Origin of the sequence: Variovorax sp. YR566, assembly GCF_051992195.1 — a bacterium.
Taxonomy (GTDB): domain Bacteria; phylum Pseudomonadota; class Gammaproteobacteria; order Burkholderiales; family Burkholderiaceae_C; genus Variovorax.
Window position 1 is genome coordinate 6147006 of sequence record NZ_CP197092.1, and the last position, 21002, is coordinate 6168007.

Annotated in this window: 18 protein-coding genes; 12 read left to right on the forward strand and 6 right to left on the reverse strand. The window is 67.2% G+C overall.

From position 1 onward, the window contains the following. Nucleotides 1-20: 20 nt before the first annotated feature. From ACTG4X_RS28715 to ACTG4X_RS28735, 5 genes are all read right to left on the reverse strand, one after another. Nucleotides 21-674 (reverse strand): hypothetical protein, encoded by a 654-nt coding sequence (locus ACTG4X_RS28715; RefSeq protein ID WP_256216991.1) that lies wholly within the window; start codon nucleotides 672-674, stop codon nucleotides 21-23. Further along, complete coding sequence (locus ACTG4X_RS28720) at nucleotides 671-2074, reverse strand: cytochrome-c peroxidase (protein ID WP_440532537.1); 1404 nt, start codon at nucleotides 2072-2074, stop codon at nucleotides 671-673. Before ACTG4X_RS28720 ends, ACTG4X_RS28715 begins: the two co-directional genes overlap by 4 nt. A gap of 157 nt (nucleotides 2075-2231) precedes the next feature. Continuing rightward, nucleotides 2232-4688: a phosphoesterase gene (locus ACTG4X_RS28725; RefSeq protein ID WP_440532538.1), complete on the reverse strand. Its 2457-nt coding sequence runs from the start codon at nucleotides 4686-4688 to the stop codon at nucleotides 2232-2234. Nucleotides 4689-5245: 557 nt separating this feature from the next. Next, nucleotides 5246-6457, reverse strand: a complete 1212-nt coding sequence (locus ACTG4X_RS28730) for an MFS transporter (RefSeq protein WP_440532539.1) — start codon at nucleotides 6455-6457, stop codon at nucleotides 5246-5248. Between the two features lie 109 nt (nucleotides 6458-6566). Beyond that, nucleotides 6567-7538: a LysR family transcriptional regulator gene (locus tag ACTG4X_RS28735; RefSeq protein WP_258353110.1), complete on the reverse strand. Its 972-nt coding sequence runs from the start codon at nucleotides 7536-7538 to the stop codon at nucleotides 6567-6569. A 74-nt stretch (nucleotides 7539-7612) separates the two neighbouring features. On the opposite strand from ACTG4X_RS28735, the gene ACTG4X_RS28740 reads away from it, so the two are divergent. From ACTG4X_RS28740 to ACTG4X_RS28770, 7 genes are all read left to right on the forward strand, one after another. Further along, nucleotides 7613-8182, forward strand: coding sequence for a GAF domain-containing protein (locus tag ACTG4X_RS28740; protein WP_143042668.1), 570 nt, complete (start codon nucleotides 7613-7615; stop codon nucleotides 8180-8182). A gap of 2 nt (nucleotides 8183-8184) precedes the next feature. Continuing rightward, a complete protein-coding gene (locus tag ACTG4X_RS28745; RefSeq protein ID WP_307616656.1) occupies nucleotides 8185-9786 on the forward strand; it encodes an FAD-dependent monooxygenase in 1602 nt (533 codons plus the stop codon). A 4-nt stretch (nucleotides 9787-9790) separates the two neighbouring features. Next, a complete protein-coding gene (locus ACTG4X_RS28750) occupies nucleotides 9791-10198 on the forward strand; it encodes a VOC family protein (protein ID WP_307616655.1) in 408 nt (135 codons plus the stop codon). Further along, nucleotides 10195-10986 (forward strand): alpha/beta fold hydrolase, encoded by a 792-nt coding sequence (locus ACTG4X_RS28755; protein ID WP_440532540.1) that lies wholly within the window; start codon nucleotides 10195-10197, stop codon nucleotides 10984-10986. The genes ACTG4X_RS28750 and ACTG4X_RS28755 overlap by 4 nt, the downstream gene beginning before the upstream one ends. After that, nucleotides 10983-11795: an ABC transporter ATP-binding protein gene (locus ACTG4X_RS28760; RefSeq protein ID WP_440532541.1), complete on the forward strand. Its 813-nt coding sequence runs from the start codon at nucleotides 10983-10985 to the stop codon at nucleotides 11793-11795. The genes ACTG4X_RS28755 and ACTG4X_RS28760 overlap by 4 nt, the downstream gene beginning before the upstream one ends. Before the next feature lie 12 nt (nucleotides 11796-11807). Further along, nucleotides 11808-12695: an ABC transporter permease gene (locus ACTG4X_RS28765; protein ID WP_440532542.1), complete on the forward strand. Its 888-nt coding sequence runs from the start codon at nucleotides 11808-11810 to the stop codon at nucleotides 12693-12695. Nucleotides 12696-12778: 83 nt separating this feature from the next. Then, nucleotides 12779-13876, forward strand: a complete 1098-nt coding sequence (locus ACTG4X_RS28770; RefSeq protein WP_440532543.1) for an ABC transporter substrate-binding protein — start codon at nucleotides 12779-12781, stop codon at nucleotides 13874-13876. A gap of 40 nt (nucleotides 13877-13916) precedes the next feature. On the opposite strand, the gene ACTG4X_RS28775 is transcribed toward ACTG4X_RS28770, so the two are convergent. Beyond that, entirely contained in the window at nucleotides 13917-14705 is a 789-nt protein-coding gene (locus ACTG4X_RS28775; RefSeq protein WP_093059624.1) for a DeoR/GlpR family DNA-binding transcription regulator, read from the reverse strand. 317 nt (nucleotides 14706-15022) lie between these two features. Here ACTG4X_RS28775 and deoC point away from each other — a divergent pair, with 317 nt between their 5' ends. The 5 genes from deoC (at nucleotide 15023) to ACTG4X_RS28800 (ending at nucleotide 21001) form a co-directional block, all read left to right on the forward strand. Further along, a complete protein-coding gene (gene deoC / locus ACTG4X_RS28780) occupies nucleotides 15023-15997 on the forward strand; it encodes a deoxyribose-phosphate aldolase (RefSeq protein WP_440534436.1) in 975 nt (324 codons plus the stop codon). Nucleotides 15998-16001: 4 nt separating this feature from the next. Then, a complete protein-coding gene (locus ACTG4X_RS28785) occupies nucleotides 16002-18410 on the forward strand; it encodes an aldehyde dehydrogenase family protein (protein ID WP_440532544.1) in 2409 nt (802 codons plus the stop codon). 123 nt (nucleotides 18411-18533) lie between these two features. Further along, nucleotides 18534-18986, forward strand: coding sequence for an RbsD/FucU family protein (locus ACTG4X_RS28790; protein WP_093239902.1), 453 nt, complete (start codon nucleotides 18534-18536; stop codon nucleotides 18984-18986). Nucleotides 18987-18990: 4 nt separating this feature from the next. Further along, entirely contained in the window at nucleotides 18991-19935 is a 945-nt protein-coding gene (gene rbsK / locus ACTG4X_RS28795) for a ribokinase (protein ID WP_093081843.1), read from the forward strand. Nucleotides 19936-19948: 13 nt separating this feature from the next. Then, a complete protein-coding gene (locus ACTG4X_RS28800) occupies nucleotides 19949-21001 on the forward strand; it encodes an ABC transporter permease (RefSeq protein ID WP_177192888.1) in 1053 nt (350 codons plus the stop codon). Nucleotide 21002: the final 1 nt, after the last annotated feature.

A 21002-nucleotide genomic window follows, 5' to 3' on the forward strand; every position in this document is an offset into this window, starting at 1 on the left:
AGTGCATGGCGATCGCGGACCTAGTGCGCATCCAGTTCGTCCGCGACCCAGCCGCGCCGCGTGAGGTGAACGCCAAGGCGCACCTGCATCGTTCCTTCGCGCTGGATGGCGCGCGCCAGCAACGGAAAGACCTGCTGCACTTCGGGCGCTGTTGCCCAGGGATCGGGCGCGATGCGGTAGGTGAAGAGCAACGAGGTCGCGGTACGGCCGTCGCGTGTTTGCGGCGGGTCCCAGCCGATCAGGCGATCCAGGCTCAGGGTGGCCGCGCAGAAGTCGGCCGGGTGCGTGACCGTCTGCGTCGTGGTGCGTATCACCACGGGCACCTGGAGGTAGTACTTGCGCCCCGCATCGGTCAGCGCGTATTCGCGGGCCGGCACGGTGATGGCGACATCCTTGCCGGTCACCAGGCCCAGCTTTTCGAGCACCGGCATCTGCTGCGCATCGGGCTCGTGCGATCCGGCCGGCACCGTGATCGGCCAGGCGTATTTGGCCAGGCAGACGTGCCCGCGCTGCGCGAGATAGTCGTTGACTGTCGCCGTGAAGTTGTCGCGATCCGGAAAGCGCGCCTGTTCGTTGTCGCAGCCGGCGAGCAAGACCAGCGAGGCCAGCAATACCAGCAGGGACGCGACGCCGCCGACGCGTCGGGCAAGGACCGAGGTTGTGTTCGTCTTCACTTCACGCACCTGCCCGTGGTCGGTGCGGCGGAGGGAGGCTGGTAACCGTCACTGAACGTGCCCAGGAAGCAGACCAGGTCGGCGATCTGCTGCGGTGTCATGACCGGTGGGGAGCCGGGCGCGCGCGGCCGCGTGCCGCTGGCAAGCGTCTTCTCGCCGCCCTCGCCGGTGCCCAGCGGCACTTCCTCGTCGATGCTGCCTTGCTGCGAGCGCGGCAGGTCGTTGTACTTGTTGACCGTTGCGCCCGGCACATGGGTGGGTTGCAACGCCCAGTTCGGATTGGCCTGCGGCGCACCGGAGCCGTCGTTGTTGGCGGGGTACCAATACTCCGGGTTGGTGTCCCGCGTGTTGTAGAAGTTGACGACCTGCTCCAGCGAGTGGAGCACGCCGTTATGGAAGAAGGCACCCCGCGTCGCCACGTTGCGCAACCCGGGAACCTTGAACATGCCGCAGTACGGGTTGGGCGTGTCCGGTGTGGCGGGCATGTGGTCGGTGCGGTAGGGGCCGCACAGTCCCATGTCGAAGTATTTCGGGTCGTCGTTGGCCGGAATCGGATCCGGATTGTTCGGGATCGACCTGTCATTGCGCGGCGCACCCAGGGCCTGGTAGGTGAAGTCCGTCATCAGGCCGGTGTTGCCGTTGAAGTTGGCGCCCGTGTAGTGGCAGCCCGAGCAATTGGTGACGCCGGTGCTGTGAAACAGAACCTCGCCGCGCCGCTCGGCCGGCGTCAGCGTGCCGCCGAGCTTGTTGAAGACATGGAGGTCGTACTTGCTGCTGTACGGGTGAAAGCTGATGTCTTCAGTCTCCAGTGCCTGGATCGCAGTGCCGAGGGCATCGAAAGCCTTGTCGGTGTTGTCGAACACATCGGCGCCGAAAGCCTGTTTGAACAAGCCGGCATAGGTGCTGCTCTGGACCACCTTCATGACCGCCTCCTTGGAGGCGTTGTTCATCTCGAGCGGGTTGAGCAGCGGCATTCCGGCCTGCGTCGCCAGCGTCGCCGCGCGGCCATCCGCCATGAAGCCGCCGCCGGGCGAACTGGTGGTCACGCCGTCGGGGTTCGGCGCGTTGTCGTCGTAGGCCGGCGTCGATTCCCTGTAGCGCAGCGAGGGCACGGCGCGCGCGCCGGTCTGCGTGATGTCGGAGCCCAGCTGCACCGAGATGCTGTTCGGCGGACCGTAGGCGTATTGCGGGTCATGGCAGCTCGCGCACGACATGTTCTTGCCGCTCGACAGGTTCTTGTCGAAGAAGGCCAATTGCCCGACCTGTGCGCCCAGGCTCAGGGGCGGCTTGTGCGGGCCAGTGGTGCTGCCTGCCGTCGTTGCCGCGCTCTTGCCATCGCAAGCCACCAAAGCCAATAGCGCTACCGAGAGCGCCATGACGAGCGGGACTGTCTTGTCCATTGCCAGATTCATCATTCACCGTTGCATCTCGCAGGAGCTGCCATGTCGCCTTGCATGAGTTCGCCTTGCGCGAGCTCGAAGGCCATAAAAAGCTGTTCCAGGCGGCCCCGCGAAGGATTCCGCCTGGAACGCCGCCTCTTGGCGGGCGGCTTTCTGCTTACTTGGTCGCCCAGACGTTGTTCTGGCTCGCGTCAGGTCCCACCTGCGGGGTGATCTGGCCTTCCAGCTTGCCCGTGAGGGCGTCCTGTACACCCACGATGTCGTTCGCGTACAGCTTCTGGGTGTAGTTGGCCGGGATCACATAGGCATGGTTGATCGGCCGTACGGAGTCGAAGTGCGTGTCCGCGCTGTTCTGGTATTCCGGCAGCGCAAGGATGTTGGCCGTGATGAACGCTTCCGTGTATTTGGTGCGGTTCAGGTAAGACGCATCCACGGCCGGGTCGGCGATCTGGAACATGTCCTGCAGCGTGCGCAGGAACGCGAAGTGGCTGTATGCATCGCTGTCCGCAACCTGCTTCTTCGCCGTGCCCACGTCCTGCTGGTTGGACATGATGCCGAAGATCGAATTGCCGTGACCGAAGTTGCCTCCGGCGTAGTTGGCCGGCGGGGTGGTGGCCGTCGCCTTGCCGCTCGCGTCCACGGTCACCGGCGCCGCGCCGGAAGTCGGGCCGCCCGCGTTCCAGCCGCAGCAGGAGCCATTGCTGCCGCCTTCGCCTTCGTCGTACATCACGACGATCGCGACGCGCTTGTGCGGGTTCTTCCACAGCGCCGAGCTGCGGATCTTGTTGACCACCATGCCCAGGTAGATGTCGGCGCGCACGGTGCCGGCGGCCTGGCCGTCGTTGTTGGTGTTCGCGCAGCTCGTGTCGGAGCCGACACCGTGCATGTCGTCGCACTGGTCCGGAACGATGAAGTTGATGTTGCCCACATCGCCCGTGTCCAGGTCCTTGCCGAACTGGTCGTAGATCCAGCCGCCAGGAACCGGGAAGATCGATGACTTGAGCCAGTCCGCTTCCTGGTACTGCGTGCCGAAGATGGTGCGGTTGTTGGCCACGAAATCGGGCAGGCTGCGGGCGCCCTGGAAGGCGATCGACGGGCCGTGCTTGACCTTGTAGAGGCCGCCCTGCGCGGCGAAGTTGGGGGAACCGACGAGAGTGGGCGGGGCGGAGCCGTCGAGGCTGGTGGCGCCCTTGAGCTTGCTCGAGTCGTACGTGGCGGTCACGGCGTTATCGAGGATGCTGTCGGCGCGCACGTCCTGGCCGGGGTTCATCGACTCGCTGTAGGTGCGGATGGTCAGGCCCGCCTTGGACATCGCCGTGAACAGGTTGCTGCCCGGGATGTTGTGCACGGTGCCGCCGGTCGGGTTGTCACCGCAAGTCGGATCGGCTGCGGAGTAATGGGAGCGGCTCTGGCTGTTCGCCGGCGGGAGCTTGCCCTGAGCGGGCATGGTCTGGCCGTCGGAGGCCGCACCACCGGCAAATGCGACGTCCTTGATTTCGTAGGGGCTGCCGGGAACGGCGCCGCAACCGAACCAGTTGTCGTCGGTGATGCCGAAGTCGTCGCCGCCGCCCAGCGCGGTGTAGTTCGGCTCGGACGGGTTGCCGGTCGAGTAGTACGTCTTCAGCTGGTTGTAGTTGTTCAGGATGTAGTTGATGTTGGCCGCGCGCGGGTTGCCGAGGATCACGTCGGTCGACTTGTTTTCTTCGACGATGACGAAGATGTTGTCGTAAGCCGGCACGCCTTCCACGTTGAAGGCCGCCTGCTGCGCCTGCGCGAAGGTGATGGGCGCCTGCTTCTGCGTCGGCACCGTGGGGGTGGCCTTGGTGCCATCGCTGTTGGTGAGCGTCACGCTCGACAGGCCTGCGAGGCGGGGGTCGCCGCCCACGACGGCCAGGTTGTCGGGGAACAGGTCCTTGCGGTCGAGCTTGGTCGTCGCGTAGGTGTAGCGGTTGGTCAGCTGGTTGTCTTCATACAGCGCCGCATACTGGGTCGCGCCGGCCAGGGTGTTGACGTCTGCCAGCGGATCGGTGAACGCGGCCGTGCCGAGATTGAAGGCCGGGCCGTTGAGGCGTGCGACGAGGTTGGCCTTTTCGGCCGCGTAGCTGCTGCCGTTGGCTTCCACCAGGCGTTGCGCTTCGCTCGACAGCGGGCTGATGACGATCTTGCCCGCGCCCTGGTCAGCGATCTGGGCGGTCGAAGCGCGCAGGATCAGGTGGCTGGCCACGGTAGCGCCGGTCGCGGTATTGATCGCGGCGGTGCCGATATCGGCCACCAGCGGTCCGGTCTGGGTGGTCGTCAGCGTGAACTTGCCGCTGGCATCGGTGGTGGTCGAGACTTCGCCGCTGTCGAGCACGCCATTGCCGTTGGCATCGACGAAGACCGTGGCCTTCTGGTAGTAGCCAGGCTTCAGGGTCGGGTTGCCCGTGGTGCTGCCCGGCACGTAGCCGCTGGCGGTCACCACGCCGCTGAAGGTCGTGCCGGGAGTGCTGGCGGGCGGAGTGGTGATCGGGAAGAAGCCGCCGCCCCCGTCGTTTCCTCCGCCGCAAGCGGCGAGCACGCAAGCTGCAACCGTCGTCAATGACGTGAGCAAAGCCTTTTTATTGAGAATTGGCATGTATATCCTGGGGCAGTGAGTTATGGATGGTTTTTACCGACCGGCAAGGGACAGCTGGGCATCGTCTTTTTCAGCAAGAAGCGCCAGATCGAGGAGGAATGTAGAAATAACGGGTGACATTCATGTGTCAAAAGAGCGATGAATATCCAATTCACGGAGCACGTGCCGACGCGTAATTTCTCCGCCTCCTTAATTAACTGACCGCAAGCTGACCGGAGAATTAGAAGACGATTAGCAACCAATTAGAAAAGAATTAGGAATGCAGCTTGCGGATAGACCTTCAGCCTTGCCATCCAGCGAATGGAGATCGATTCACGCAGGGCTTCGCCTCCGGAATTTCCTGTTTGGAAATTGGAGATGGAGTTCTGCCTGGGAAGTCCTGGAAGGAAACTGCTGCGTCAGGTGCGCCGTTTTTCGGCAGCAATAGATTCACGGAATCAATGAATCCTCCGAGGCACGGCCCTACCCCGACCCGATTGCGAGCGCGGAATCAGAGACCCTCAGGCCTGGTGCGAGTTGGCGGGCCATGCAATTGACCACCGCCGAATTTGTGGAATTCAGCGCCCGTGGCGCGGAATCCAATACGCCAGCGTCCCCGCCGCAGCGAAGGCGATCAGTCCGGTCACCGCGATTCCCGCGGCAAGGGACAGGCCGCCCGCCAGCAGAGACAGCAACGCCGGGCCGCACGAGGAGCCGATGTCGGACATCAGACGCCATATGCCGAGGAAGTGCGCGCGCCCGTGACGCGGCGAGTGGTCGGCGCCGAGGGTCATGATCATTCCCGAGCCGATACCGTTTCCGAAGCCGATCGCCAGTGCAGCGATCAACAGCGTGAGGACGCCGGACGTCAGGGGCATCAGCAGCATTGCCAGCCCCATGATCAGCATCGACGGCACAGCGACCCAGCGCCTGCCCTTCCTGTCCATCACCTTGCCGGCCGGGTAGAACACCAGCATGTCGACACCACCGGCCAGGCCGTAGATCAGCGAGGCCACCGAGGGCGCAAGCATCAGGTGGTCGGCCCACAGCGGGATCACGGCCTGGCGCGAAGCACGCACCGCGCTGACCAGCACCACGCCGAGACCGAGCGTGAGGAACACATGACGGTGATCCCGCAGCGTCGAGACAACGGACGTCGAAGCCGGCGCCGCCTGCCCGGCCGGTAGCGGCGGCGCCTCGAGGTCGGGGATGCGCGCGCCGATGGCCGCAGCCGCCATCACCGCCACGATGCCGACCACATAGGCCGCCGACAGGCCGAACACGTGCACCGCCCCGGCAGCGAGAAAAGGCCCGGCGAACATGCCGATGCGCATGACGCCGCCCAGCGTCGACAGCGCCCGTGCGCGGTATTCGATGGGCACCGCCTCGGTCATGTAGCTCTGGCGCGCGAGGTTGTAGACCGCCTGCGACATGCCCACCATGAAGCACCCCGTGGCGAACAGGCCGAGATGCGAGGTGAGCACGCACAGGAGCATGCCAAGGCCGCTCCACACACCCGCCGCAACGATGGCCCAGCGCTCGCCGCAGCGCATGGTGATCATCGAGGCCGGAATGTTGTTGAGCAGCGAGCCGATGCCGATCATCGCGATCACCAGCGCGGCCATGGGCACGGAAGCACCGAGGCCACGCGCCGTCAGCGGCACGATCGGCAGGATGGCGCCCTCACCCAATCCGAACAACAGCGAAGGGGCGAAGGCCGGTACGGCGATGCGCCACAGGGAGAACGAAGGTGCAGGGGAAGAGGTCGAGGCGGCGGGCGGGGTTGACATGCGCAGAAGGGTTCGGATTTGTTGCCGCCACCCGCCGGGCGGACAAGGCGCGGCAATTGTCTCGCCGATGCCGAATGTCTGCAGGGCCCCTCCTTTCCTTTTCCTTTCCTCACCCCGTCCTGCGCTGCATCTCCCGCGCGGTCTTCCCCACCACGTCTCTCAGCGACTGCACCATCGGATGCCCTTCCAGCTCCTTCAGCGTGAAGAAGCTCACCGGCGGCAGGTTCCAGTTCAACCTGTAGGGCAGCGCCGCCCAGTGCCCTGCGCGCTCCATGTCGGCCACCACGTCCCGCGCCAGGATGGCGATGGCGTTCGGCTCGGTCCGCAGCACCATCTCCATGCTGCGGATCGACGTGGTCTCCAGCATCGGCACCGGGGGCTGCACGCCGGCACCCACGAAGATCGCGTTGTAGGTCCTGCGCATGGGCGTGTTCGGCGGCGGCAGGATCCAGTCGAGCTGCGCCAGTCGCGCCCAGTCAAGAGGCCCACGCGACAGGCGCTTGACGCTCTTCGCAGCCACCACCAGGCAGGGCTCCTGCTGGTAGATCGCCTCCTGCACCAGCCCCGTTGCATCACCGTCGTACGAGCGGCCGATCGCGCAATCGAGCTCGCGCGCAACGAGGCCGGCGACGAGTTCGTCCGTCGTGCCCTCGCGCGTCATCACCGCCATGCGCGGAGTGCGATCCAGCAAATGAGTGAGTGCCGCGGACAGCAGCTGTTGCGGCACCTGCTGCGTGAGGCCCAGCCGCAGGCGCCCGCTGCGCCCCGCCTCCAGTGAGGTGAGCACGCGCGTGGTGGCCTCCAGCTCCGCGAGCCAGCGCTGCGCGTAGTGCAGCACGGCCTCTCCGGCCGGCGTGGGCACGAGGCCGCGGCTGGTGCGCTCGAAGAGCTTGCTGCCGAAGATGTCTTCCGCCTCGCGCAGTGCCTTGGTGATGGCCGGCTGGCTCACCCGCATTTCGGCGGCCACTCGGCCCAGCGTGCGATGGCGATCGATGGCCTGCAGCAGCGACAACTGGCGCAACTTCAGGCGGGAGAGCAGTGTGTGCTGCAGGTCGGCGGCGGGGTCGCGGGCGGTCGGCATGGCCATAACTCCCAGGTTATCGAGTCATCAGAATTTAATGCACTTCGGTGAATTACGGCGCCTAGACTTTCTTCATGCCCATCGCCACCGCATCGATGCCCACGGCCCTCACGAACGAGCTGCTGGACGCGCTCGCCGAGGCGCGAAGTGCCGATGCAGCCCTGCGCCAGGTGGACCACATGCGCAGCCTGATCGCAGGCGAAAGCATCTTCAGCATCCAGCAGAACGTGACGACCGCGCACGACCCGGCCGGCGAGATCCGGCTGCGCCGCTTCTATTCGTCCCAGGCCGAGCGCCATCCGGTCGGCGGCACCAAGCGCAAGACGCTCACGCCGTGGACGCAGTGCCTCTTCGTGCAGGGCCGGGTGTTTGTGGCGGAGGGTGCAGAGGCCGTGGCACCGCATTTCGACGACTTCGAGCAGATGCGCCCTTATGGCCTGCAGAGCGTGATCAACGTTCCCCTGCTCCGGGGCACCGTCTGCTACGCCACGTTCAATGTCTTCGGCACACGGCCCGAATGGCAGCCGCACGAAGTGCTGGGCATCCGCCTCCTGGCGCTGGCTGCGGCGCGCTGGGTGCCGGCCGCGCCCGGGCTCGCGTACCGCTTCACCGATATGTCCTTCACTTCGCCGATGGAGAGCTGACCATGCCAACAAGAATTCCTGTCGTGATCGTCGGAGGCGGCCCGGTGGGGCTGTCGATGGCCATTCTCCTGCAGCGCTTCGGCATCGAATTCGTGCTGCTCGAACGCAGCCCGACCACAACCGACCACCCCAAGGCGCGCGGCACGTACACGCGCACGATGGAGATCTTCCGGCAGTGGGGCATCGACGGGCTGATGAAGCGGCATGCGCTGCCCGACGGCGCGGACTTCTTCGCGTTCTGCGAGTCCATGACCGGCCACGAATGGGGCCGCACCAACCCCGAGCCCAACGTGGGCCACTCGCCGTGCTGGAAGATCATCCAGTCGCAGGACACGGTCGAGGTGGAACTGCTGGACCATGCGCGCAAGAGCGAGGTCGGCCAGTTCCTGTTCGGCCATGAGTTCGTGCAGTACGAAGAAGGCGCCGACGGCATCGCTGTGAGCGGCCGCAAGCTGGACACGGGCGAGATGCTCACCTGGCAGGCCCAGTACCTGATCGCCGCGGACGGCGCCGCCAGCTCGGTGCGCCGGCAGGCCGACATCGAGATGCGCGGGCCGGCCACGCTCGCCGTGATGGCCAACGAGTTCTGGCAGGCCGATCTCTCCCATGTGCGCGATGCCAAGACGTGTGCGGGCTGGCGTGTCTACGCGAAGGAGTCGCCCTACCCCATCACCACCGTGCTCAACACGAACGGCAAGGACCGCTGGCTCAATCTGTTGCCCGTGGGCCGCGAGGTGGACGAGCGCACCGGCGAGCGCAGCGATGAAGAAGTCGTGCGCCTCGCCCGCACGGTTTCCGGCGTCCCCAACCTCGATGTGAAGGTCATCAACCGATCGGTGTGGCGCATGAGCCGCCAGGTGGCCGCGAGCTTCCGCAAGGGCCGCTTACTGCTGGTAGGCGACTCGGCGCATCGCTTTCCGCCTAACGGCGGCTACGGCATGAATTCCGGCATCCAGGACGCGCACAACCTCGCCTGGAAACTGGCCTTCGTGCTGACGGGTCGCGCCGGCCCGCGCCTGCTGGACAGCTACGAGCAGGAGCGCCGCCCCATCGCCGAATCGAATGCCGACTTCAGCCTGCACAACGCGACGCGCTTCACCCGGTGCGACGAGGCGCTGCGCTCGGGCAACAAGGACCGCATCGACTTCTGGATTCGCGACAGCGACAACCACATCCACAGCATCGGGCAGTCGCTGGGCTTCTGCTACGAAGACGGCGCGGTCGTTCCCGACGGCACGGGCAGGCACGTGATGCGCCCACGCTGGTACGAACCCACCGACCGGCCGGGTGCGCGCTTTCCGCACCTGTGGCTGGACCTGGCGCGGCGCCACACCACGCTCGACTGGTTCGACCGGGAGTTCGTGCTGGTCGCGGGGCCCAAGGCAGACGAGTGGATGGAAGCGGCGCGCGCCGTGTCCGGCAAGAACGGCCGAGTAGTGCAGGCACACCAGCTGGAAGACAGCCACGAGAAGGACGGGCTGCTGCTCGGCCTGCGCGGCGCGGTGCTCGTGCGGCCGGACGGGCACGTGGCATTCCGCATGCCGTGGACGCCGTCGGACCCGGCCGCCGAACTGTCCGCCGTTCTCGCCCGACTGCTGGACTGATGCCATGCCCGTCACCGCACTGCACCACTACACGATCCGCTGCACGCCGGACGAACTGCCGCCGCTGGTCGACTTCTACACACGCGTGATGCGGCTGCAGGTTGGAGCCCGGCCGGAGATCCCCGCGCCCGGCGCCTGGCTCTACGCAGAGGGCCAACCGATCGTGCACCTGTATGCGCACCTTGCGACGCCTGACGCAGCGAGGCAGCCGGTCACGGGCCACGTCGACCACATCTCGTTCCGGTCGCGTGGACTGAAGGAGATGCGCGAGCACCTCGATGCATTGGGGGTGCCATACGCCGAGGCGCCGATTCCCGGATGGGACATTCACCAGTTGTTCCTGAACGACCCACGCGGGCTGAAGATCGAGATGACTTTCTGGCTGGATCAGGAAGAAGGCGGTGCGGCATGACCGACTTCGTGCAGGCCGGCGAGATACGTGTCGCCTTCGAGCGCGAAGGCCAAGGCCCGGCGCTGGTGCTGATGCATGGCGCAGAGGCCACGCGCGGAATGTTCGCCGCGCTGGTGCCGCACCTGTCGAAGCACTTCACCGTGATCTCGTACGACCAGCGCGATTGCGGCGACACCGAAGGGCCCGAGCGCGTGGCGACGCTGGCGGACCTGGCCGGCGACGCACACCAGTTCATCAAGGCACTCGGGCTCAAGCGCGCGCACGTGTTCGGCTCGTCGTTCGGCGGCAGGGTGGCGCAGGCCTTGGCGCTGCTGCATCCACGCTCGATCGATCACCTGGTGCTCGCCAGCACCTGGCCGCTGCCGCGGCCGTATGAAGAACTCTGCCCTGAAGCGCGCCGCCTGGCCGAACTGCGCCACGGGCTGCCCGGCACGGCCGACGAATTGGCGACCTGGTTCTTTCCAGAAGCCTATCTGCAGCAGCGGCCCGAACTGCGGCGCGTGTTCGCGAATGCCCGGCCGGAGTCGGCGCGCTCCCGGCGACGAACGGCCACCGTGGCGACTGCCCTGGATAACGGTGTGGCGGACATCGTGGCGCCGACCCTGGTGCTGGCCGGCGAACTCGACCGCGTGGTGCCGGCTGCGGTAACGCTGGCCATGGCCGGCCGCATCCACGGGGCCGATGCCGTGCTGCTGCCGGCCATCGGCCATGTGGCAGCCATGCAGGCGCCGGAGGTTCTTGCCCATCACCTCATCCGCTTCCTGAAGCCCGAAGGAGCCAAGGCATGAACACCACCCTCCTTCAGGCGCCCCCCAAGGCGGAGAGCAGCGCCGACTACATCCGGATCGAGGGGCTGTCCAAGCACTTCGGCACAGGCAGCGAAGGTGTGCTCGCGCTCCAGCAGATCGACTGCAGCATCCAGCAGGGCAGCTTCGTCACCATCGTCGGCCCCAGCGGCTGCGGCAAGAGCACGCTGCTGCGCATCCTGGCCGGGCTGCTCGACTACCAGGTCGGCAGCGTGATGCTCGACGGCCAGCCGATCCAGGGCACGCGGCGCGACGTGGGCGTCGTGTTTCAAAGTTCGATCCTGCTGCCCTGGCGCACGGTGCTCGAGAACGTGATGCTGCCGGCCGAGGTAATCGGGCTGGACAAGAAGAAGGCGCGCGAGCGCGCCATGCAACTGCTGCACATGGTTCGCCTCGACGGCTTCGAGCACAAGCTGCCGCGCCAATTGAGCGGCGGCATGCAGCAGCGCGCCTCGATCGCGCGGGCGCTGCTGCACGACCCCAAGATCCTGTTGATGGACGAGCCCTTCGGCGCACTGGACGCGATGACGCGCGAGCGCATGAACCTCGAGCTGCAGCGCATCTGGATGGAGAGCGGCAAGACCGTCGTGCTGATCACGCACTCCATTCCCGAAGCCGTGTTCCTGGGCGACAAGGTGTTCGTGATGTCGCCTCGCCCGGGCACGCTGGAGCGCGTGCTGCCCATCGACCTGCCGCGGCCGCGAACGATGGAGGCGATGTCGCATCCGGCCTTCGCGTCGGCTTCCGCCTCGATCCGCGAGCGCTTCTCGCACGCCGCTTCATTCGACTGAAAGGACGCTGTCATGACGACCGCTACGTTGACCTCCGATTCCACCGCGCAGCCCGACGCAGTCGTCGCCCGGCCCGAGAAGGCGCCGCGCCAGCGCCGCGCCAACCCGCTGGTCTCCACGCGCGTGCAATCCATCCTGCTGCTGATCACGCTGCTCGGCTCCTGGGAAGCGGCCGTGCGGTGGTTCAAGCTGCCCAGGCACCTTGTTCCGCCGGTCAGCGACATCGCAGTCGCGCTCTGGCGCGGCTTTGCCACCGGGCCGATGGCGAAGGACGGCTTCTGGTACCACGGCGGCGTGACCCTCGCCGAGATCCTGCTGGGCTTCTTCATCGGCAGCGGCATCGGCCTGGCGATCGGCATCGTGGTCTCGCAAATGCCGAAGCTGGAAGCGCTGCTGGAGCCCTACGTGGCCGCGCTGCAGAGCGTGCCCAAGGTGGCGGTAGCGCCCATCATCGTGGTCTGGCTCGGCTTCGGGATCAGCTCCAAGGTGGTGATCATCTGCCTGCTCACCTTCTTTCCGGTGCTTGTGACTGGCATCGCGGGCTTCAAGGCGGTGGACCCGGACCGCATCGACCTGCTGCGGTCGCTGTCCGCCACGCGCTGGCAGATCTTCCGCAAGGCCAAGTTCCCGAGCGCCCTGCCCTACATCTTCGCCGGCCTGAACATGGCCGCCGCCTTCAGCGTGGTGGGCGCGGTGGTGGGTGAGTTCGTGGGCGCCCAGGCCGGGCTGGGCGTGCTGATCCTGCAGATGGAGGCGCAGGCCGACACCGGCGGCAGCTTTGCGGTATGCGTCGTGCTCTCGGTCATCGGCATCCTGCTGACCGGGCTGCTTCGCCGCGTGCAGCGGCGGGTGCTGCACTGGATGCCTGCCGACACCTCGCAGCGCACCGTGAACGTTTGATCCGCCCTTGTGCGGCGGGCGCCTCCAGCCGCACGACTGTTTTCTTCCAACGTGGCCGGCGCCCTGCCGGCAAGGAGTGGACCATGTTGACGCGACGCGATTTCGGCCTGGGGCTGGGTGCCCTCGGGCTCGCCGGCGGGCTGCCGGCACTGGCGCAGAACCTGCGCGTGATGAAGGTGGCGAACACCGCGGCGGTCAACGACCCGCAGCAGTGCTTCGTGACTGCGGGCCAGCATCCGAAGCTGAACTTCTACAAGCCCGGCGGCGTGGACGTGGAGTACGTCAACATGTCGAACATGACGCAGGCGCTGCAAAGCCTGCGCGGCGGCCACGTGGATTTCGGGCCTGCGGTGCCCGGCATCCTGCTGCCGGCGATGGCCAAGGACCCGACGCTGGACCTGGTGAGCGTGTACAAGTGGCTGCCGCGCAATGCCAACGTGATCGTGGTGAAGCCGGGCAGCCCGATCAAGTCGGCGGCAGACCTGGCGGGCAAGCGCATCGGCGTGCGCAGCCAGGGTGACAGCGGCATCGTGGTCACCAGGACCATGCTCGCCGAACTGGGCCTGAAGGACGACAAGTGCGAATACATCGCCATCGGCGACGGCGCGCCGGCCGGTGCGGCGATCGACAACGACCGCGTCGATGCGATGGTGAGCTTCGACACCGCGGCGGCGCGCGTCGAGCTGATCGGCACCAGGCTGCGCTACGTACCGATCACGCCGAAGTTCGCCCAGGTGGGGTCCGGCTGGATCTGCGTGCCGCGCAAGCTGCTGAAGGAAGAGCGCAAGGCGCTGGTGGCGCTGTTCCGCGGTATCGCCAAGTCCACGATCTTTGCGCACAACAACCTCGATGCCGGCATCGACCTGCACTGGGCCGTGTACCCCGAGAGCCAGCCCAAGGGCCGCAGCGAGGAAGAGGTTCGCAAGGAACTGGCGTTCGTCCTGAAGGACCGCAAGAACAGCTGGATGCGCCGGCCGGACGATCCCGACCAGCGCATCGGCGCGTCGTCGCTGGCCGAGTGGAAGGCCAACATCGAGATGACCGCCGAGAGCAGCAAGAACCCCAAGCTGGCGGAAGAGCTGGGCGATCCGAACCGGCTGTTCACCAACGAGCTGATCGACGAGATCAACGCCTTCGACAAGCAGGCGGTGGTGGAGATGGCGAAGGCTTTCAAGCTGTAGCTGCCTTTTGCGTTGCGGCCGACTGCGGGCGCGTCTTGATTCAAGCGGTTGTGGGCCGCGCAAACTCGATCGGCAGATCCTTGAACTGCTTGCGCAGGCCCGGCACGGGCGCCCCGCCCACCACGATGCGCGCAAACGCATCGAGCGGACTGAAGAAAGCGGGCCGCAGGCGATTGAGCTTGCTTTCATCCACGATCAGGAAGCTCTGCGACGCGCTGCGGATCGCCGCCTGCTTCACCGGTACTTCGTGAAAATTGGAACAGCTCGCGCCCCGCTCCAGGTCCAGTCCGCCGGCCGAGATGAAGGCCTTGTTCACGCCCAGCCGGTTGAGATATTGCAGCCCCTCGTCGGAAAAGAACGTGGCCGACGACGCGTGGTACAACCCGCCCAGCAGCATCAACTGCGTGTTCGGCCGGCGGCTGAGGATCGACGCGATGTTCGTGGAGTAACACACCACGCTCAATGGCATGTCGGGCGGCAAGGCCTCCGCGAAATGGACCATGGTGGTGCCGCAGTCGATGAACAGGCTGTCGTGCGCCTGCACCCACGTGGCGGCGCGTTCGCAGGCCACGCGCTTGTGCGCCGCGTGCTGGTCGCTGGCCTCGTCGAGCGAGTACCTGTCGGCGCCCGGCAGCGTGGTCGCAAGCACGTAGCCGCCGAGGGCGGTGAGCGGTGAATCGGCGGCCGACAGGTCGCGGCGGATCGTCATTTCCGTCACGTCCAGCCGCTGGGCGGCCTGCTTGATCGGCAACGGTCCGCCGGCCTCGACGAGCTCCTGCATCTTTGCAAGGCGCAAGGCCCGGGCCTCGGCGCCGGCGGTCTTTCGCATGTTCTGGTTCCTCTGGTCCACAAGCCTGAGTATCGGGCATCAAAAATGTTATTTCAAAAACATCTTGCGCAGATAAATGTTATTGAAATAACATTCATGCCAATGCGCCACCGGCCCTGCACGGCGGTCTGCACAACGATCGGAGACAAAGACATGCCCCTTGCCTGCCTGCCGCTCACGCGGCGCCTGCGCGCCCCCGCGCCCTTCACTCCATGACCTCCACTTCCCTCGTTCGCGCCAGCGGCGCGGTGCGCTCGCGCCCCGTTTCGACCGTCGCGGCCGCTTCGCCCCCGGCTGCCGTTGCCGGCGCCGCGGCGATGGCGCCCGACAAGAAGCCGCACACCATCGCGCGCAACACCGCGCAACCCTTCGACACCGGCTGGTTCGACAACATCCGCGTCAACCTCTCGGCCGCCGAACGCCGCGTGCACACGCTGCCCGGTCGCCGCTCGGTCAAGAAAGATGCGCAGGCCGGCTGGCTGCTCAAGGCCATCACCTGCATCGACCTGACCACGCTCAACGGCGACGACACGGCCGAGCGCGTGCGCAGGCTGTGCGCCAAGGCCGCGACCCCCGTGCGCCCCGACCTGCTGGCCGCGCTGGGCTTTGCAGATCGCACGCTGCATACCGGCGCGGTCTGCGTCTATCACCGCTTCGTGGCCACGGCCGTGGATGCGCTCGCGGGCACCGGCATTCCGGTGGCGGCGGTGTCCACGGGCTTTCCGGCGGGGCTGATTCCGCACGAGCTCAAGCTCAAGGAGATCGAAGCATCGGTGCGCGACGGCGCGGCCGAGATCGACATCGTCATCACGCGCGAACACGTGCTCACCGGGCAGTGGCAAAAGCTCTACGACGAGATGCGCGACTTTCGCCTGGCAGCGGGCGATGCGCACGTGAAAGCCATCCTGGCCACGGGCGAACTGAAGACGCTGCGCAACGTCGCCAAGGCCTCGATGGTCTGCATGATGGCCGGCGCCGATTTCATCAAGACCTCCACCGGCAAGGAAGGCGTGAACGCCACGCCGCTGGTCACGCTGGTGATGCTGCGCATGATCCGCGAGTACGAAGCCCGCACTGGTTTTCGCGTGGGCTACAAGCCCGCCGGCGGCGTCTCCACCGCCAAGACCGCACTCGACTACCAAGTGCTCATGAAGGAAGAGCTGGGCCGCGCCTGGCTCGAGCCCGACCTGTTCCGCATCGGCGCCTCCACCCTGCTGGCCGACATCGAGCGCCAGCTGGAACACCACGTCACGGGCCGCTACTCGGCCTTCCACCGCCACCCGATCGGATGACCCGATGAGCAGCAACAGCAGCGTCGCACGCTATTTCGACACCATGGACTACGGCCCCGCGCCAGAGAGCGACACCGACGCCCGCCAATGGCTCTCGCGCCATGCAGAAGGCTTCGGCCACTTCATCGGCGGGCACTTCACCCCCGCATCGGCCGGCCCGCATTTCGACACGGCCGAACCAGCCACCGGCCAGCGGCTCGCCGGCATCGCACAGGGGTCCGCGCAGGACGTGGACGCCGCCGTCGCCGCGGCGCGCGCCGCGCAGCCCGGCTGGCTGGCGCTCGGCGGCCACGGCCGTGCACGGCATCTGTACGCCCTGGCGCGCATGGTGCAGCGCCATGCGCGCCTGCTCGCGGTGGTCGAGGCGCTGGACAACGGCAAGCCGATCCGCGAGAGCCGCGACCTCGACGTGCCGCTGGTGGCGCGCCACTTCTATCACCACGCCGGCTGGGCCCAGCTGCAGGAACGCGAGTTCGCCGACCAGGTGCCGCTGGGCGTGATCGGCCAGATCATTCCCTGGAACTTCCCGCTGCTGATGCTGGCCTGGAAGATCGCGCCCGCGCTGGCGCTGGGCAACACGGTGGTGCTCAAGCCCGCGGAGTTCACGCCGCTGAGCGCCCTGCTGTTCGCCGAACTCGCGGCGCAGGCCGGCCTGCCCGCCGGCGTGCTGAACGTGGTGACCGGCGACGGTGCCACGGGCGCGGCGCTGGTGGCGCACGAAGGCGTCGACAAGATCGCTTTCACCGGCTCGACCGACGTGGGCCGCCTGATCCGCGAAGCCACCGCCGGCTCGGGCAAGTCGCTCACGCTGGAGCTGGGCGGCAAGTCGCCCTTCATCGTGTTCGACGACGCCGACATCGATGCCGCCGTGGAAGGCGTGGTCGACGCCATCTGGTTCAACCAGGGCCAGGTGTGCTGCGCCGGCTCGCGGCTGCTGCTGCAGGAGGGCATTGCGGCCGACTTCATCGAACGCCTCAAGCGCCGCATGCAGAGCCTTCGCGTGGGCCTGCCGCTGGACAAGGCGATCGACATCGGCAGCCTGATCGACCCTTCGCAGCTCGAACGCGTGCGTTCGCTGGTGGCCACCGGCGTGCGCGAAGGCGCAGTCTGCTACCAGCCGCCGGGCGCGCTGCCCGTGGGCGGCAGCTTCTTTCCGCCCACGCTGCTGACGGGTGTGCACCCTGCTTCCACCGTTGCGACCGAAGAGATCTTCGGCCCGGTGCTGGTGACCATGACCTTCCGCACGCCCGACGAGGCCGTGGCACTGGCCAACAACACGCGCTACGGTCTCGCGGCCAGCGTGTGGAGCGAGACCATCGGCCTTGCGCTGGGTATCGCGCCGCAGCTGCAGGCCGGCGTGGTGTGGGTCAACGCAACCAATCTGTTCGACGCGGGCGTGGGCTTCGGCGGCTACCGCGAATCGGGCTACGGCCGCGAAGGCGGACGCGAGGGCTGCTACGAATACCTGAAGCCGCGCGCATGGGCCGAGCGCAAGCCGCGTTCGGCAACTGCATTTGCCCAAGCCGCGAACGAGGCAGACAAGGCACCGGTCGCCGCGGGGCTTCCGGCCATCGACCGCACGGCCAAGCTGTTCATCGGCGGCAAGCAGGTGCGCCCGGATGGCGAGCTCTCGCACCCCGTGTTCTCCGCCACCGGCCAGCGGCTCGGCGAGGTGGGCACCGGCAACCGCAAGGACATCCGCAACGCCGTGGCCGCCGCGCGCGCCGCCACGGGCTGGTCGAGCGCCACGCCGCACCGCCGCGCGCAGGCGCTCTACTACCTGGGCGAAAACCTCTCGGCGCGCGCCGGCGAATTCGCCGCGCGCCTCACAAGCCTGACCGGCGCGGCCGCGCGCGCCGTACAGGCCGAAGTCGACGCCGCCGTGAGCCGCCTCTTCGCCTACGGTGCGTGGGCCGACAAGTACGAAGGCACGGTGCACGTGCCGCCGCTGCGCGGCGTGGCACTGGCCACCGTCGAGGCCATCGGCGTGGTCGGCGTGGTGTGCCCCGACGAAGCGCCGCTCTTGTCCTTCGTGAGCCTGCTCGCGCCGCTGCTCGCCATGGGCAACCGCACGGTGATCGTGCCGAGCGAGAAGCATCCGCTGATCGCGACCGACTTCTACCAGGTGCTCGAAACCTCCGACCTGCCGGCCGGCGTGGTCAACCTCGTGACCGGCCCTGTCGCCGGCCTTGCGCAGACGCTGGCCGAGCACGACGACGTCGATGCGCTGTGGGTCTTCGGTGCGAAGGAGCTGTCGCGCACCGCGGAGCGGCTGTCGATCGGCAACCTCAAGCGCACGCTGGTCGATCACGGCCTGGCCACCGACTGGCACGACGGCGCGGCGGCCGAAGGCCCGCTGTTCCTGCGGCATGCCACGCAGGTCAAGAACATCTGGATTCCCTATGGCGAATGAGCGCTGTCAGTGCTTCCAAAGCCTCGAAAACCAAGGGAAATCCCTCAATAGCAAACGTTTGCGCAAACGTTTTCTTTCCCTAAGATCGCAGCCAACCGAACCGTTCCATCGCCAGGAGTCCGCATGCTGAAGTCCATCCATCCGCTGCTCAATGCCGACGTGCTGTACGCCCTGCGCGCCATGGGCCATGGCGACGAACTGGTGCTGTGCGATGCCAACTTTCCGGCCGACTCGGTGGCGCGCCAGACCACGCTGGGCCGGCTGCTTCGCATCGACGGCGTGGGCACCACGGAAGCGGCGCGCGCCATCCTGTCGGTGCTGCCGCTCGACGAGGCGGTGGACGATCCGGCACGCCGCATGGAAATCATGGGCCAGCCGCACGAGATCCCGCCGGTGCAGCAGGAAATGCAGCGCGAGATCGACGCCGCCGAGGGGCGCGTGCGCCCGCTGGGCTCGATCGAACGCTTCGCCTTCTATGAAGCCGCGCGCCGCGCCTACTGCGTGATCGCCACCGGCGAGCGCCGCTTCTACGGCTGCTTCATCTTCAAAAAGGGCGTGCTCGCGCCGCAGGCCTGACCCCATGACCGTCCTCACTTCCAGGCAGCACGGCGTCGCCGTGCTCGGCATCTTCGTTGCCGACCTTGCGTTTCGCGCGTCCAGCCTTCCGGGCGTGGGCCAGACCATCGCCGGCTCTGGCTTCGCAATGGGCCCGGGCGGCAAGGGATCGAACCAGGCCGTGGCAGCCGCACGCGCAGGCGCCGGGGTCACGTTCATCTCCAAGCTGGGGCAGGACGCCTTCGGCAACGACGCGCTCGCCCTGTGGTCGCGCGAGGGCATCACGCCGCGCGCGCCGCAGGTGACGGCGCAGCCGACCGGCGCGGCGTTCATCTACGTTCATGAAGTCACCGGCGACAACGCCATCATCGTGGTGCCAGGCGCCGCGATGCTGATCGATGCCGCCGACGTCGATGCGGCAGCCGATGCGATCCGCGGCGCACGCGTGTTCGTCACCCAGCTCGAGCAGCCGGCCGCCGCCGCGCGCCGCGGGCTGGAGATTGCCCGCGAGGCCGGCACGCTCACCGTGTTCAACCCCGCGCCCGCCCTGCCCTTCGACGACGCGCTCTACGCACTGTGCGACTACATCACGCCCAACGAGCACGAAGCCGCAGCCCTGAGCGGCATGCCCGTCGAAACCATCGAGGACGCGCGCCGCGCGGGCGACTTCTTCCTCGCCAAGGGCGTGGGCTGCGCGCTCATCACGCTCGGCGACAAGGGCGCCCTGCTGCACAGCGCCAGCGGCTCCGAGCACATTCCGGTGTTCCGCGCCGGCGCGGTGAAGGAAACCACCGGCGCGGGCGACGCCTTCAACGGCGGCTTTGCGGCCGCGCTGGCCGAGGGCGCCACCGCCCGCGAGGCGGCGCGCTTCGGCGCGGCGGTCGCGGCCATCTCCGTGACACGTGCCGGCACGGCGCCCTCGATGCCCACGCGCGCCGAGGTCGATGCGCTGCTGGCCCGCGTCGCCTGACAGGACCCTGCCCATGAAGCTCAGGTTTTCAGACCGCGAACTCAACTTCCTGGTCGGCATCAACGTCCTCATCCTCGTGGTGGCGACGGTGCTGTCCAAGGGGGACTTTCTCGACGTCTACAACTTCCAGTCCATGGGTGGCCAACTGCCCGAACTCGGCCTGCTGGCCATGGGCGTGGCGCTGTCGATGATCTCGGGCAACGGCGGCATCGACCTGTCGGGCGTGGCGCTGGCCAACCTGGCGGGCGTGGTGGCCGCCACCCTCGCGCCGCAGCTGGTCGCGCCCGATGTGTCGCCCTGGCTCTACACCGGCTGGTTCGCCGCCATCGCGCTGGCGGTGGGCCTGGCCGGCGGATTGCTCAACGGCGTGCTGATCGCGAAGGCGGGCCTCACGCCCATCCTCTGCACGCTGGGCACGCAGCTGCTCTACACCGGCCTGGCAGTGGTGCTCACGGGCGGCTCCAGCCTGCGCGTGGGCGATGCCGAGGCGCTCTCGGCCATCGGCAACGAGATGGTGCTGGGCGTGCCGATTCCGTTCGTGATCTTCCTCGTGATGCTGCTGGCCGTCGGCTGGCTGCTGCGGCAAAGCCCCTTCGGCATCCGCCTGTTCCTGCTCGGCACCAACGCCAAGGCGGCGCGCTACGCCGGCATCTCGCAGGCCCGCATGCTGATCGCGACCTACGCGCTGTGCGGATTCCTCGCAGCCGTGGCCGGCGTGATCATTGCCGCGCGCACCGCGAGCGTGAAGTCGGACTACGGCAACTCCTACCTGCTGATCGCCATCCTCATCACGGTGATGGCGGGCGTGCGGCCACAGGGCGGCTACGGACGCATGGTGTGCCTGTTCTTCTCGGCGGTGGCGCTGCAGCTGCTGTCGAGCACCTTCAACCTGCTGGGCATTTCCAACTTCTTCCGCGACTGCGCCTGGGGCCTGCTGCTGCTGTTCTTCCTGGCCTACGGGCGCTTCGGCCTGCAGGACCTGCGCATCTTTCTTTCCACTTCGCGCTCCAGCGCACCGCCGCACCAGCTCCCTCCTGGCGCGACGCAAAGAAACCCCGAGGGCTAGG

Excerpts from the sequence above, each read along its gene's own strand:
- ACTG4X_RS28740 (WP_143042668.1), top strand. The coding sequence starts at position 7,613 with ATGCCCATCGCCACCGCATCGATGCCCACGGCCCTCACGAACGAGCTG.
- ACTG4X_RS28735 (WP_258353110.1), bottom strand. The coding sequence starts at position 7,538 with ATGCCGACCGCCCGCGACCCCGCCGCCGACCTGCAGCACACACTGCTC.
- ACTG4X_RS28790 (WP_093239902.1), top strand. The coding sequence starts at position 18,534 with ATGCTGAAGTCCATCCATCCGCTGCTCAATGCCGACGTGCTGTACGCC.
- ACTG4X_RS28720 (WP_440532537.1), bottom strand. The coding sequence starts at position 2,074 with ATGGACAAGACAGTCCCGCTCGTCATGGCGCTCTCGGTAGCGCTATTG.
- deoC (WP_440534436.1), top strand. The coding sequence starts at position 15,023 with ATGGCGCCCGACAAGAAGCCGCACACCATCGCGCGCAACACCGCGCAA.
- ACTG4X_RS28755 (WP_440532540.1), top strand. The coding sequence starts at position 10,195 with ATGACCGACTTCGTGCAGGCCGGCGAGATACGTGTCGCCTTCGAGCGC.
- ACTG4X_RS28785 (WP_440532544.1), top strand. The coding sequence starts at position 16,002 with ATGAGCAGCAACAGCAGCGTCGCACGCTATTTCGACACCATGGACTAC.
- ACTG4X_RS28775 (WP_093059624.1), bottom strand. The coding sequence starts at position 14,705 with ATGCGAAAGACCGCCGGCGCCGAGGCCCGGGCCTTGCGCCTTGCAAAG.
- ACTG4X_RS28760 (WP_440532541.1), top strand. The coding sequence starts at position 10,983 with ATGAACACCACCCTCCTTCAGGCGCCCCCCAAGGCGGAGAGCAGCGCC.
- ACTG4X_RS28765 (WP_440532542.1), top strand. The coding sequence starts at position 11,808 with ATGACGACCGCTACGTTGACCTCCGATTCCACCGCGCAGCCCGACGCA.
- rbsK (WP_093081843.1), top strand. The coding sequence starts at position 18,991 with ATGACCGTCCTCACTTCCAGGCAGCACGGCGTCGCCGTGCTCGGCATC.
- ACTG4X_RS28730 (WP_440532539.1), bottom strand. The coding sequence starts at position 6,457 with ATGTCAACCCCGCCCGCCGCCTCGACCTCTTCCCCTGCACCTTCGTTC.
- ACTG4X_RS28725 (WP_440532538.1), bottom strand. The coding sequence starts at position 4,688 with ATGCCAATTCTCAATAAAAAGGCTTTGCTCACGTCATTGACGACGGTT.
- ACTG4X_RS28770 (WP_440532543.1), top strand. The coding sequence starts at position 12,779 with ATGTTGACGCGACGCGATTTCGGCCTGGGGCTGGGTGCCCTCGGGCTC.
- ACTG4X_RS28800 (WP_177192888.1), top strand. The coding sequence starts at position 19,949 with ATGAAGCTCAGGTTTTCAGACCGCGAACTCAACTTCCTGGTCGGCATC.
- ACTG4X_RS28745 (WP_307616656.1), top strand. The coding sequence starts at position 8,185 with ATGCCAACAAGAATTCCTGTCGTGATCGTCGGAGGCGGCCCGGTGGGG.
- ACTG4X_RS28750 (WP_307616655.1), top strand. The coding sequence starts at position 9,791 with ATGCCCGTCACCGCACTGCACCACTACACGATCCGCTGCACGCCGGAC.